The sequence below is a fragment of the uncultured Sanguibacteroides sp. genome (assembly GCF_900543425.1).
Lineage (GTDB): Bacteria > Bacteroidota > Bacteroidia > Bacteroidales > Marinifilaceae > Gabonibacter.
The window spans coordinates 207,362-222,040 of sequence record NZ_UQRQ01000002.1; the positions used below are offsets into that span (position 1 = coordinate 207,362).

The 14,679-nt window shown below is 44.3% G+C and carries 9 protein-coding genes; 5 read left to right on the plus strand and 4 right to left on the minus strand.

The genetic code is table 11. From position 1 onward, the window contains the following. Window position 1: 1 nt before the first annotated feature. Entirely contained in the window at window positions 2-1,765 is a 1,764-nt protein-coding gene (locus QZR76_RS01970; RefSeq protein WP_294139899.1) for a (Fe-S)-binding protein, read from the plus strand. Window positions 1,766-1,929: 164 nt separating this feature from the next. Here the strand turns inward: QZR76_RS01970 and QZR76_RS01975 are convergent, their stop codons facing one another. The 3 genes from QZR76_RS01975 to rpsO all read right to left on the minus strand — a co-directional run bounded on the left by QZR76_RS01975 (window position 1,930) and on the right by rpsO (window position 5,872). Beyond that, complete coding sequence (locus tag QZR76_RS01975) at window positions 1,930-3,033, minus strand: 4-hydroxythreonine-4-phosphate dehydrogenase PdxA (protein WP_294139902.1); 1,104 nt, start codon at window positions 3,031-3,033, stop codon at window positions 1,930-1,932. Window positions 3,034-3,276: 243 nt separating this feature from the next. Further along, on the minus strand, window positions 3,277-5,484 hold the full coding sequence (pnp, locus tag QZR76_RS01980; RefSeq protein WP_294139904.1) for a polyribonucleotide nucleotidyltransferase: 2,208 nt from the start codon (window positions 5,482-5,484) through the stop codon (window positions 3,277-3,279). A gap of 118 nt (window positions 5,485-5,602) precedes the next feature. Further along, entirely contained in the window at window positions 5,603-5,872 is a 270-nt protein-coding gene (rpsO, locus tag QZR76_RS01985) for a 30S ribosomal protein S15 (protein ID WP_286359297.1), read from the minus strand. 252 nt (window positions 5,873-6,124) lie between these two features. Between rpsO and QZR76_RS01990 the strand changes: the two genes are divergently transcribed. After that, entirely contained in the window at window positions 6,125-6,826 is a 702-nt protein-coding gene (locus QZR76_RS01990; RefSeq protein ID WP_294139906.1) for a DUF1573 domain-containing protein, read from the plus strand. A gap of 73 nt (window positions 6,827-6,899) precedes the next feature. Then, window positions 6,900-9,389, plus strand: coding sequence for a Smr/MutS family protein (locus QZR76_RS01995; protein WP_294139907.1), 2,490 nt, complete (start codon window positions 6,900-6,902; stop codon window positions 9,387-9,389). A 29-nt stretch (window positions 9,390-9,418) separates the two neighbouring features. On the opposite strand, the gene QZR76_RS02000 is transcribed toward QZR76_RS01995, so the two are convergent. Next, on the minus strand, window positions 9,419-9,760 hold the full coding sequence (locus tag QZR76_RS02000) for a helix-turn-helix transcriptional regulator (RefSeq protein ID WP_294139908.1): 342 nt from the start codon (window positions 9,758-9,760) through the stop codon (window positions 9,419-9,421). A 359-nt stretch (window positions 9,761-10,119) separates the two neighbouring features. Between QZR76_RS02000 and QZR76_RS02005 the strand changes: the two genes are divergently transcribed. Continuing rightward, window positions 10,120-13,029, plus strand: coding sequence for a hypothetical protein (locus QZR76_RS02005; protein ID WP_294139909.1), 2,910 nt, complete (start codon window positions 10,120-10,122; stop codon window positions 13,027-13,029). Window positions 13,030-13,245: 216 nt separating this feature from the next. Then, window positions 13,246-14,538 (plus strand): arginine deiminase family protein, encoded by a 1,293-nt coding sequence (locus QZR76_RS02010; protein ID WP_294139912.1) that lies wholly within the window; start codon window positions 13,246-13,248, stop codon window positions 14,536-14,538. Window positions 14,539-14,679: the final 141 nt, after the last annotated feature.

The following is a 14,679-nucleotide window of genomic DNA, read 5'->3' on the forward strand; positions in this document are numbered from 1 at the left end:
TATGTATTACGATCATTTTGTTTTACCCTTTACTATCGGGCTCAATATATTACTGATCTATTTGTGCATCAAATATTACAAATGGATCAGAAGTTTTCCGAAAGCAGACCGGATAAAAATACGAAAAGGACTGTTTTCAGTCCAAACGCTCCGTTCCGCGAAAGAGATCTTTCAAGAAAGTTTAATTCATCACAAAATATTCAAAACCAACCCTATGCTGGGATACATGCACATGACTTTCGCTTTCGGTTGGTTCCTGTTAATCGTCGTCGGAAAGATTGAATCCATGGTCTACCACACGAGTGCGTTCAATCCCCCCTATTTTGCCATTTTCTTCCGTTACTTCCACCCGGCAAAGGAGACCTTTCCCTATAGTGAAATTTTCGCCTTTCTGATGGATACGATTTTGTTATTTTTATTAATCGGCATTCTATTGGCCGTAACCAAACGCTTCTATTCCGCCCTGTTCGGAATGAAAAAAACGACCAATCAGAAACCTTACGATCTGATCATTCTAACCGTGTTATGGCTTATTTTTCCGGTTCGTTTTTTAGCGGAAAGTTTTACCAGCGGGACAAACGGGGCAGGTAGTTACCTTACCTATAACGCGGGAAACTTCTTTGCCCAGTATCTTCCGGTAGAACATCTCTCCTACGCGGCGTGGTGGACCTACTCCTCCTTACTCGGGCTATTCTTTCTGCTTCTCCCTTTCTCGAGATACATGCACATCCCCACGGAAATGGTCTATATCTTCCTGAAAAATTGGGGAATAAAACAAGGGAAAAAATACAACGGTTTCAGCGAAATACAGGTCAACGCCTGTTCCCGATGCGGAATATGTATCAATACCTGTCAACTAAACTCCTCCTGTGAAATAAACGATACCCAACCGGTCTATTTTTTACGCCGGTTAAGAGACAAAAAAGAGTATGACAAACAAGCTGAGAACTGCCTGATGTGCGGAAGATGCGAACAATCTTGCCCCGTCGGCATAAACCTGAATGCCATTCGTCTCAGTAAACGCCCGGATATAAACAGGATCACAAAGGAGACTTACGCGTACATACCCAAACCGGATATCAAACCGGCCAAAGTCGCTTACTTCGCCGGCTGTATGAGCCACCTGACTCCCGGTATCATAAAATCCATGCAACAAATTTTCGAACGGGCTCAGGTAGATTATACTTTTATCGACAAAGAGGCCGGAATCTGTTGCGGACGTCCTTCTGCCCTCAGCGGCAACTGGAATGCAGCAAAAATCATCATGGACCACAACCAGGAAATGATAGAAGATTCCGGGGCACAAATTCTGGTTACCTCCTGTCCGATCTGTTACAAAACTTTCAAAGAAGATTATACGCTGAAACTACAAATTATGCACCACACGGAATACATCGATCTTCTGATCAAAAACGGCCAGCTTCAAGTCCGCTCCAACGATCTGAAGACCGTATTCCACAATCCATGCGAATTGGGTAGAGGATGCGGTGTAGTGGAAGCCCCCGAAAGTGTCTTAAAACGGGTAAGTCACAAAATAAACACAGCTTATGACGGGAAAAAATCACTTTGTTGCGGGGGAAGTCTGGCCAACACGGCTATCGATTCAAACCAGAAAACAAAATTAAGTTCAGACACGGTCAACGCTTATGCAAGCTACCGACCGGATATTATCGTCACGGCATGCCCTCTCTGCAAAAAGACACTAACCAAGACATCGTCCCAGATCCCCGTGAAGGACATCGCGGAAGTCGTGGCGGAAAACTGACAATGAATAGCACATTGTACCCGTCCCTGTGGGTTACAGGACGATATACATTAGAGGATTATAGTAAGATAAAAGAAGATATTTTAGTATAAACTGTAAACTTTTTTTAGGACAAGACAATCATTCAATCACGAAATCACAGAATCACGAAATCACAGAATCATTTAGAGATCGTCAATCTCCTCTTTTACCCCTTCGATCTGCTCTACATTCAAATCGGTTTCGTTACTGCTGGACGCAATATCATAATGAGGTAACGGATTTTCTTGAAGGAATAAATTCTGTTGACGGTTGTTGAAAATATCCATAGCCAGGTAAACGGCATTTCTCAATCCCTGTTCGTCAGCCACGCCCTGTCCCACGATATCGTATCCCGTATCATCCAATGAAGAGGTACAGACAACAGGTATTCCCGCGACATAAAAAGCTCCGTTATCTTCTTGAATCGTGCTGAAGGGAACAGCACCCTGATCATGATACATGGCCAAAACTGCATCGAATTTCTTATACATTTGTTCTGCAAAAAAACGATCTGCAGCGAAAGGTCCCACGGCAATGATTCCGTTCTCCCGGGCACGTTCAATAGCCGGATGAATCACATGAACCTCTTCTTCGGTCAATTGCTTGCAATCCACCTGCGGATTCAGTCCCAATACGGCAATCTTAGGTTTCTGAATCGTAAAATCCAGCTTCAACGCATCATTCAACAAATTCAGCTTTTTCACGATATTCTTTACCGTAATTTGATGGGGAACATCACGAAATTTCACATACTCCGTCACAAACCCTATCTTTATATTATCATTCACCAAAATAGACATAGCTTCCGGCCTATCGTACCGCTTCGCAAGATACTCGGTCAGACTGCCGACCTCTTCCAACGCGTAACTTGCATTTCCTTGCGGAGCAACGGCCAGTACATCGATAGCCCCTTTGTCCAATTGTCCTAATGCGTACGTGAGAGCAGTCATAGCCGAAGCATCCGATTCCGGTGTTTCCTGACCGATGTCCACCTTCACATTATCGTCAACACAATTGACTACATTTCCTCTCTTCGAATTAGCCTCCGAAGCCTCCCGAATCGTATTCAGACTAAAATTCTCCACGTTCAACGCCTTTCGGTAATAAGCTGCGACTTTGGGCGAACCGTAAAGAATGGGAATACATAATTCACAAATCCTATTCTCGGCTAATAATTTTATGATCAACTCATAAGATATACCGTTCACATCCCCTTGCGTAATCCCTACTTTTAATCTGTTTTCCATAATACTAATTATTTCATGTTTCGCAAAGGTAAGAAAAAACGGTAAAAAAAGAACGAGGCGACCCAAAAAGTAAGTAGGTCGCCTCGTTTCTTCTATTTTTATAGACCGTTGAATAGGTAAATCTTTATTAAGCCGGAATCACTAAATTCTGCCATCTTTAAATCATAAATCCGAAATCGTAAATCCGAAATCTTTTTATCACTAAATCACAGAATCTCTGAATCACTAAATCTCTGAATAGTCCTATTCTTGTTGCCTCTTCCGAATCTCCGGTTTTTGAGGACGAGGTCCGCGATCGGGGCGTTCTCCCCTTTCATCTCTTTCAGCCTCTCCTTCCGGACGTTCCGGCTTCGGAAGCAAAACTTTTCTGGAAAGTTTAAACTTACCGGTTTTCGGATCGATATCGATCAATTTCACTTGGATCTTATCTCCCTCTTTCAAAGCATCCTCTACTTTTTCCAAACGTTTGTGATCAATTTCAGAGATATGAAGCAATCCGTCTTTTCCCGGAAGGAATTCCACGAAAGCTCCGAAAGTAGTGATATTCTTTACCACACCTTCGTACACTTCACCGATCTCCGGCTTGCTGGCAATCGCTTTAATCCGGGCTACCGCAATAGCAATAGACTCGGCATTAGAGGCGGAAATATCCACTATTCCCTGATTACCGACCTCTTCAATAACCACGACAGCTCCGGATTTTTCCTGAATATCTTGTATGATCTTGCCACCGGGGCCAATGATCGCACCGATCTGATCCTTATCGACAGTTAAAGTAACCATACGGGGAGCATGCGGTTTCAGATCCGGACGCGGTTCCGGTAACGTCTCCTTAATAATATTCATAATATGCAAACGTCCTCTTCTGGCCTGATCCAGAGCTTTCTCCAAGATCTCATAGGGAAGTCCGTCAACCTTTATATCCATCTGGGTTGCTGTAATTCCATCCACCGTTCCGGTCACCTTAAAGTCCATATCGCCCAAATGATCCTCATCACCAAGGATATCCGATAATACCGCATACTTGGCACATCCTTTATCGGTGATCAATCCCATGGCAATACCCGTTACCGGTTTTTTCATCGGAATTCCCGCATCCATAATCGCCAGAGTCCCGGCACATACGGTAGCCATAGAAGAAGAACCGTTAGATTCCAAAATATCGGAAACCACGCGTACGGTATACGGATAATTATCAGGCAACATTACCTTTAGGGCACGATGAGCCAAATTTCCGTGACCTACCTCCCGACGACCTACTCCTCTGGAAGGTTTCGCCTCTCCGGTAGAGAAGGGTGGGAAATTATAATGTAATAAGAATTTTTCTTTTCCCTGTTCCGTAGCTTCATCCACGATCTTTTCGTCTAACTTCGTTCCCAGAGTTACCGTTGCCAAAGCCTGAGTTTCACCCCGGGTAAAGACAGCAGATCCGTGAGGGCCCGGTAAATAATTTACTTCACACCAAATCGGACGAATTTGCTCCGTCGTACGACCGTCCAAACGAAGTCCTTCGTCCAGAATCATCCGGCGAACAGCCTCTTTTTCCACGTCGTGGTAATAACGGCCTACCATCATTTTTTTCTCTTCTCTCTCCTCTTCCGGAATCGTCTCCAAGTATCCTTCCCTCACTTCGGTAAACAATCTCTCGCGCAAATGCTTGTCGGCATTACATTGACGGGCAACCGCGTAAGCTTTGTCATAACACTTTTCCCATACATCTTTACGCAACTCTTCGTCATTCACCTCATGGCAATACGTCCGCTTCTCCTTATTCACGGCAGCAGCCAATTCCATCTGAATTTGACATTGTTCTTTGATAGCTTCGTGGGCAAACTTAATGGCATCCAACATCTCTTTCTCGGACACCTCTTTCATTTCGCCTTCCACCATCATAATGTTATCCATCGTGGCAGCTACCATAATATCCAAATCTACCTCTGCCATCTGACTCTTCGTCGGGTTAATTACGAATTCCCCGTTGATACGGGCTACGCGCACCTCTGAAATCGGCCCGTGAAATGGAATATCGCTCACGGCAATAGCAGCCGAAGCGGCTAATCCGGCCAAAGAATCAGGCATAGACTCTTCGTCGGCAGAATACAAGGTTACCTGTACAAACGTCTCCGCATGATAATCATCCGGGAACAATGGACGCAAAGCCCGGTCGATCAAACGAGAAACCAGTATCTCGTAATCGGATGCTCTTCCCTCTCTCCGCGTAAAACCTCCAGGGAAACGACCGATAGAAGAAAATTTCTCTTTATAATCCACGGACAACGGCATAAAATCCACGTCCGGTCCAGCTTCTTGAGCTGAAACAACTGTTGCCAGAATCATCGTGTTGCCCATCTTTAACATGACGGCACCGTCAGCCTGTTTGGCTAACTTTCCGGTTTCCAGCGTAATTACCCGACCATCTTTCAGGGTAATACTCTTTTCAATCACATTCATAGTAATAAATAATACAGTTAAAATATCAATAATTTTAACGGAATTCTTTTAGACAAGGAGGGGGGAGGGAGGATAAATAAAGCAAATCCGAGGAGTTCCTCGGATTGCCTCTATGTAACTACTTACGTATATTCAATGCTTTAATAAGCGCACGATATCTCTCGATATCCTCTCTCTTCATGTAATCAAGCAGTGCTCTACGTTTTCCTACTAATTTAATTAAAGATCTTTGAGTGGCAAAATCTTTATGATTCGCTTTCATGTGCTCCGTTAAATGAGCAATACGGTAGGAAAATAAAGCTACTTGTGACTCAACAGAGCCGGTATCTTTATTAGACTTCCCGTACGTTGAAAAAAGTTCTTCTTTCTTTTCTGATGTCAAATACATGATGTTCAGTCTTTTAATTTTAAAGTTTATTTTAACGCCGCAAAGATATACTTTATTACGATACAAAACAAGAATACTCCGTTGTAAATTGTAGATTGCAAATTGACAATTAAAGGATTCTGCCATCTTTTAATCATATTTTTTTTAATCTCTAAATCTACAATTTACAATCATCAATCACCTAATCATCCAATCCTTTAATCACAGAATCCCTAAATATTTATATCTTTGCAGCTAAAACGATATACTCATATGTTCAGGAACTACATTATAGTTATCTTGTTATTTATTCCCTCCCTACTCTTGGGACAGAAAGTAAAGATCGCGTTCGATACGCGAGAACATCGTTTCGGGCAGATCCAAGAGAAAGGGGGTAAGGTGTCGTTTGACTTTACCTTCACGAATAAAGGAGACGCACCGCTTATTATCCGATACGTGGAAACCAGTTGCGGATGTACCGCCTCCAAATGGGATAAACGCCCCATCCCGCCGGGAGGCTCCGGAACGATTAGCGTTTCGTTTAATCCCCGTTTTCGTCCCGGTCATTTTTCAAAAAAAATTGTCGTCTATACGAATGCGACTCCCCCGAACCATGTATTGAAGATCACCGGAGAGGTTGTCGAAGAACCGTCGGAGATCACGCGAGAGTATCCTTTCACCATAGGTACCCTACGATTTACAACGGATACCATTTTATTGGATCCGCAGCACATACCGGAGCAAATTATCGGGATGATTCAGATGGGAAAGAAAAAAATTACCCTTACTCCTGTTTACAAACCGGAATTCGTTGAGATAAGTTATGCCCCTTTGATATTGCAAAAGCAACAAAAAGGAGACCTTATTATCAAGTTAAGAAAAATAAAAGAAGAGAACAAAGTCGATTCACTTATCGTGAAAACAAGCGACGGGGAACAGGGAAAATTTATCATAATAACAAAACATACAAACTAAATAACACGCTCTTACAACAACACCCAATCTCTCAATCACTTAATCACAGAATCACTTAATCACAATATTCTTTATGGTTTTTCCCGAAAATTTTGAATCCAAAATCAAATTCGACAAAATACGTCAATTACTATCCAATAATTGTCTCAGCGACATGGGACGGGAATTGGTCGGCGATCTATCGTTTATGACCGATCCGAATGCCATACGGTCGGCCCTGGAAGAAACAGGAGAACTGATGTGCATCTGTCAGGAAGAAGACAATTTTCCGGTCTCCTTTTATCATGACGCACGACCGTTTCTGAACCGGATTCGGATAGAAGGGCTTTTCCTGGAAGTTCATGAATTAGTAATACTGAAAAACTCACTGGAAGCATTAAACGCCATCATTCGTTTTTTCCGGGGAAAAGAGGAAAAATACCCTAAGTTAACGGCTCGGGCAGGTAACCTACAAGTATTCCCTTATGTCCTACAACGCCTGGATAGCATTATCTCCAAATACGGAACCATCAAAGATTCAGCTTCTCCGGAACTGAATACCATCCGGCACTCCATCACGAAAAAGCAATCGGGTATCTCCCGACGAATGCAGACACTATTACAAAAAGCCCAGGAAGAGGGTTGGGCCGACAAAGAGAGTGCCGTATCCATCCGCGACGGCCGTATGGTCATTCCCGTTCCATCGGCTTTCAAACGTAAGCTAAACGGTATCGTACACGATGAATCGGCAACCGGAAAAACCTCCTACATCGAACCGTCGGAGATCATTGAAACAAACAATGAAATCCGGGAATTGCAATTGGAAGAAAAACGGGAAATCACCCGTATTCTAAGACGATTTGCCGACGACCTGCGTCCCTATATCGACGACCTGTTTCCGGCCTACGACTTTATGGCTTTTGTCGATTTTGTCCGGGCAAAAGCACTCTTCGCCCTAAATCTGAACGCCATCGTTCCGGCATTCGAAGATACCCCTTCCATGTTGTGGTACAAAGCCAAACACCCCTTGCTCTACCTAAACTTCAGGGCAAACGGGAAAGAGGTCGTTCCGCTAAGTCTGGAGATCAACGAGGACCAGCGTATCATCCTGATATCCGGTCCCAATGCCGGGGGAAAATCGGTCTGTCTGCAAACTGCCGGACTTCTCCAATACATGTTCCAATGCGGACTTCCCGTTCCGGTCGAAGAGAGCAGTAAATTCGGTATCTTCCACAAGATATTAATCGATATCGGCGACGAACAATCCATAGAGAACGACTTGAGTACCTATAGTTCTCACTTGCTGAACATGAAAAATTTCGTCCGATACGCCTCTTCCGACACCCTTATCCTGATCGACGAATTCGGGACCGGAACGGAACCCATGCTGGGCGGTGCCATTGCCGAAGCAATCCTGAACGCTTTAAACAATCAACAGGTCCGGGGAGTGATCACCACACACTACACCAACCTGAAACACTTTGCCTCTTCCGTATCCGGAATAGAAAACGGAGCCATGCTTTACGATACCCATCACATGCTCCCCTTATTCGAATTGGAAATCGGAAAACCAGGTTCCTCTTTTGCCTTCGAAATAGCGAAAAAGATCGGATTGCCGAAAGAGATATTGGATGATGCCGCGGGGAAGATCGGGGAAGAACACGTCAACTTCGACAAACACCTGAAAGAGATCATCCGGGACAAACGATACTGGGAAGAGAAGCGAAAACGAATACACCAGAACGAAAAACGGCTGGAAGAAGTGCTCGCCAAATACCAAAAAGAATTGGATGAAGCATCCAAACTCAGGAAAGAAGTATTGAAAGAAGCCAAAGAAAAAGCCCAGGAGATTATCGCCGGAGCAAACAAGACCATAGAGAACACCATTCGGGAGATCAAAGAGAGTCAAGCGGAAAAAGAACGTACCAGAACGGCAAGAGCCGCATTCGAACAGGCAAAAGAATACCTTCTCGACGAAAACACGGAGGAAGAAGAACGCCTGAACCGCAAGATCGAAAAATTGAAAAACCGGGAAAAAAACAGACAGGAAAAACGAAAACAACAACCCCGACAAGCAATAGAAAGCCAGAGAAACGAAAAGAAACAATCAGCCGTCTTTGAAAAAGGCGATCTGGTAAAAATCGACGATAACACCGTGGGGGAAATCATCGAGGTAAACGAGAAAAATGCAGTCGTCGCTTTAGGAGGATTGATGACCACGATAAAAATGGAACGTTTGACAAAACTTTCCGGCAGTCAGGCCAAAAAAATAAAACAAAACAAACCTCAAACCGGCTATTCCAACTATTTGGAAAACATCAGCCAGAAACGGATGAACTTTAAACCCGACATAGACGTTCGAGGCCTCCGGGGAGACGAAGCCCTGCAAAAAGTAGTAGCATTTATCGACGAGGCCGTTATGCTAAACATGAAAGATTTACGAATATTGCACGGCACAGGTACCGGAGCCTTACGGCAAATCATCCGGGATTATTTAAAAACCAATCCCGTGGTCGGGCATTTTGCCGATGAACAAATACAACTCGGCGGAGCCGGAATCACGGTAATCAAATTAGACCTATAAAAACAAGCGAGATTTTCATCTCGCTTGTCCTATTTTTTTTCCTCTAAAAATTTAGTGATTATTTTTCGATAAACATCATCCTCGACCTCCACCTCCAACATGACTTTCCTCTTGGAAGAAAAATCTTCCGATTTACGGCTACACGCCTCAACCACAATATTTTCTTCTTTCAACTTCTCCGAGAACAAACGAAACAAATCGATATTCAAAGCCATGCTGATTTTATACAACAAATCTGTGTCTATCGATTGACGCTTAAAAAGATGATATACCAGACTTCTCTCCTTATTGATCATCCGGGCAAACTGGCTGGCTGATAAGCCACTCTTTTCAAATTCCTTCTTTATTATTTCTCCTATATCCAATTCCATAATAAGCAAAATTACAAGATTTATCGGGAGAAAAGATTTAATGTATGTGATATTATCCTACATTTTTGTTGAAAAATATTTGCACATGTGAATTTCAAAACATACTTTTGTGAAATAAAATCACATTTTAATGAAACATGTGGAAATATTCACATAAAATTATGATAAGGTTTTCACAGATAAGTCAATAAAAAAACAGGACAATATACTGGAGATAATTTTTTAACGGCATTAACTCATAAAAAAGGAGGTAGAGAATAAAAAGGCATTGAAAAAGAATAAAACCTAAACACGAAACTATGAAAGAAGTTTCTATCGCGTGACTTCAAATTTTATTTACTAATATAATTTTAATACGTATGAATAAAAAAGGGAATTTTGCAAAAACCGCATTGTTATGTGCATTGCTTTATGGACTTGCAGGGCCTACTTTCGTCGGTTGTAAAGATTACGACGACGATATAAAGAACCTGCAAACGCAGATCGACGCCAATAAAGAGGCTCTCGCTAAAATCAAAGACTTGATTGACAAAGGAGCTGTCGTGACGAAAGTAGAGACCGATAATGAAGGAGGTATCTTCTTAACTTTATCCGATGGAACGAAACACCACATCACCAAAGGTGACAAGGGGGAAGACGGAGCCGAAGGACCGCAAGGTCTTCCGGGAGCAACGGGAACAAACGGTAAAACCCCGACGTTCTCTGTCATAGACGGAACCTTAGCTTACCAATTCGAAGGAGAAGATCCGGTAAAGATTGAAGGAGCAACCCTTCCCAATATAACCGTAGACGATTTTGTATTCACCTACGACGAAGAGGCCAACCAATTATTACTGAACGGTAATCCCGTGGCAACCTTACCACAAGGACCAGAAGGACCTGCCGGAAAAGGTGTGGTAAAATTCGAAATCATCGACGGACACCTGTGGTGTACCTATACCGACGGTGAAAAAGCCGACCTTGGTCAGGTAAAAGGCAACGACGGCACGACCCCGGAGGTGCAAAACCCGAAATTCGAGTTCTCTATCGTGGACGGCAAACTGATGGTCAAAGACCTCAACAACCCGCAGGCACTACCCGTTGAAGCAGGTGACCTTAGCGGTATGTTCCAATTCGGAGCCGACGAAAACGGCAACTGGACCGTGAACGGGAAAATCGTTGGTCAAATCGCGCAAAGCGTGAAATTGACGGTGGTTAACGACGTGCTTTGCCTAAACGGTGTTGCCATCGATCCGGAAATCAGGATGAACAACAACATCTACATGATTAAAAACGCCAACGGAAGCATCACGATCAACATGCCGAAACAAGAAAACGAAACCATCGTGTACGAGCAGGTAACTCTTCCGACCGTGGAAATGATGGGTGCCGCCCTGAGAAGCATCGCGTTCATTCCGACCAAATTAGGCGACACGGACGTGGAGATCAATACATTGAACACCTATGCCACCATTGATGAAATGGTAGCCGCTTCCGGTGGAGAGATTTTGGCTGGCAACAAGAACGTGGAAATGTTATTCCAGGTATATCCGACCACCTTCGACCTGACACAAGCAACATTGAAGTTCAATACCGAAGCTCCTATCGCGAGAGCTGCCGGCCCGGTTTTCGGAGCCCCGCTTATCGAAGCCGTTGCAGGAACTCCCGGTAAGTTCAAAGTAACGGTAGCCGTAGACGGTTTGGAACAAAATAAAGTATATCCCGTTTCCGTCGTGGTAAATGACGAGATCACCTCTTCTTTTATCAAGATCGAAAATGCAGCCCCGTTGGCAAAAGCAGACGTGAACATCAAGACAATCGACGACGAGGGTGTTGTCGGCGCCGTACTTGCCAATACGCAAAGGAAACTAAAATACAACAATACTACCGGTATCAGTTACCAGTTAGCTGTTGTAAGAGATGCGGACGATGTTTTATTGAATAATTTAGGCTTCACAACCGGTATCGAATTGGCATTTGCCGATCCGGATGATCCGAACAACGCCTACTTCGAACTGGATCAGGCCAACCTGACGGTAAAAGCCAAAGCAACCAATACCCCGGCAGAAGCTCTTGAAAAAGAATGTAACGTCATTTTCTACGCTAAAAACGGAGCAAACTACATCACCTCCAGCGTCGAGATTCCTTATATCCTGAAAGACAAGGACGAAGATGTTCCGCCGACCCCGGGTACGATCCCGACTGTATTCACGGCGAACTTGTCCGCACAAAGAAATCTGGGCGTTGCTACAGATTTGACGACAGCTACAGGATGGAATTCCAATGCCATCGCCAACGAATTGGTTATCTCCGCGACAACCTTAGAGGGTTATACCTACGCCACCGTAGCCGGTGACGGAAAATATACCGTGGAGATCGAAGGAGCGACAGCAGGTGTAATAACCAACGCGGACTGGAACGTAACCAACGTAAGCGGTGTTCCCACGATCACGATCCCGGGAACGGCAGCAGTAGAGGATTACACCATCACGATCACCTACCAAAAAGATGCCAATACTAAAGTACAGGCTAAAGTGAACCTGACCGTAACGGAAGAGGCTTCTACCTTGCAAAAAGTACCCGGATTCTGGACAGGAAACACGTTGAACATCAAAGGTAAGCAAAGTAATGCCGGAGCTAATCCTCAAAACTGGGATATGAGTTTCGACCTGACAGAAGCCATGAAAGTAACGGCTCCTCAAACCTTAACATTCGAAGTTGACCCGGGCAATACTTACGCTGAAATAGACGCGGACGGTAAAACATTAAAATTAAAAGCTGCGGCATTTGATGCTGGAGACCTTAGCGCCCTCCAGGGAGTACAAGTGAAGGCAATCGTTAAGAACAGCGCAGATGCAGCAATTTACGAGGAAGAAATCGTTGTAAAATACGTGAACCCGTTAGGCAACTTCACTACAACAGATGGAGCCAAATTTATTGCTTACAATGCAACCGGAAACAACACGGTAGAGATTACCAAACAATTGTCCTTAAAGGCAATCGACGGTTTCGAACTTGTTAGCTCATCAAACGGTAAGATCGACGCAACGAGTCCTTCCGTATTCGGCGGAACAACCGAAATTAAGGTATTCAATCACGGTACGTCAACCCCGGCAATCAACGTGGCAGTCGATGATGCAAACGGCTTGTTGACTTGGACCGTAGTCGATGGAGCTGTGTTCTCCGAGATCACGGTGGACGTAGTTGTGGCATACAACACGAAATACGGCAACCGCACGATCACGATCCCGGTAACGATTAAACCGGCAAGTGAAGTGCCTGCACCTTAAAGAATAAAGAAGTTATGAAGATATAGCTTTAAATTCAGACCAATGCAACCATTCGGGAGTTGTGCAAACTCTCGAACACGGGAAGGGGTACCTTTGTACCCCTTTCTTCATTTTTATGCATAATTATTTTCCCTTTTTGCATAATTATAGTGTTGATTTATACGATTTATCCTCTATTATGTACTATTTTTGTGGTGTAAATCAAAAAAATACATTATGTCTAAGATTGTTGAGGTAAATGTTCAATCCGAAATCGGTAAATTAAACGGAGTGATACTCCACACGCCGGGCGAAGAGGTGGAAAACATGACTCCTGAAAACGCTGGCAGAGCGCTCTACAGCGATATTTTAAATCTATCCATTGCAAAAAAAGAATACAAACAGCTTAGTGAAGTTTTGGGTAAACTGACCAAAACCTATCAGGTAAGAGATCTGTTGACAAACATTTTGAAGGACGACAAGATCAAGCAGACCGTGCTCGATCGAATCGAAAAAATCGAACCTTTTATCGCCGATGTTACCCCGAAAGGTTCCATCAAAGAGCGGTTATTGGATGAAAATGCAGAAGACCTGGCCCGTCTGCTCATCGAGGGAGTGGAAATGACACGCGATACGCTGACCAAATTCCTGAACAAGGATTGGTACGACCTGCGTCCGCTGCATAACTTTTTCTTTACCCGTGACGCTTCCATGAGCATGTACAACGAGGTATTGATCGGTAAAATGGCTAACGCCGTACGCGATCGCGAATCCGTGATCATGCAGTCGATCTTCGACTTCACCCCGGAATTCAAAACCCAAACCCTAAACCTCGATCCGGCCTGCAACGCGGCCAATCGTAAATGCACCATCGAGGGGGGCGACGTGCTGATCGCACGGGACGACATCCTGGTCATCGGAAACGGCAGTCGCACCAATACCCACGCCATCGATATACTGATGAACGAATTCATCAGCCGCAAAGAAGAGCGGGTACAACACATCCTCGTGCAGGAACTCCCGCACGCCCCCGAATCCTTTATTCACTTGGATATGGTATTCACCTTCCTGGATCGGGACAAATGCATGGCGTACGAACCCCTCATCATGAGCCCGGGCAACTACCAGACCGTACACATCAAAATCCAGCACGGGAAACTGATCTCCATCCGCCGGGAAAAAAACCTGTTACACGCTTTGAAAAAATTAGGCATGGATCTGGAACCCGTGTTCTGCGGCGGCGAGGACGACACCTGGAATCAGGAACGCGAACAATGGCATAGCGGTGCCAACTTTTTCTGCGTCGCTCCCGGTAAGGTAATCGGCTACGCCCGCAACAACTACACGGTAGATGCCATGAGTCAGGCCGGATTCGAAATCATCCGGGCCAACGACGTCATCAACAACAAAACAGACCTGAAAAACTACGAAAAATACATGATCACCATCGAAGGCTCCGAACTCCCCCGCGGCGGCGGCGGTGCCCGTTGTATGACCATGCCCGTCAACCGCGACAACGTCGAATGGTAAAAACACCAAAAGAGAGCTCCCGCTCTCTTTTTTTATAACCCACAGGGACGGGTACAATGTGCTATCAAACCAATATACCCCGATCTTCTCGCAAATTTTAAATTTTCTCCATCAATTAGCTTATTTATTATTATTTTAATT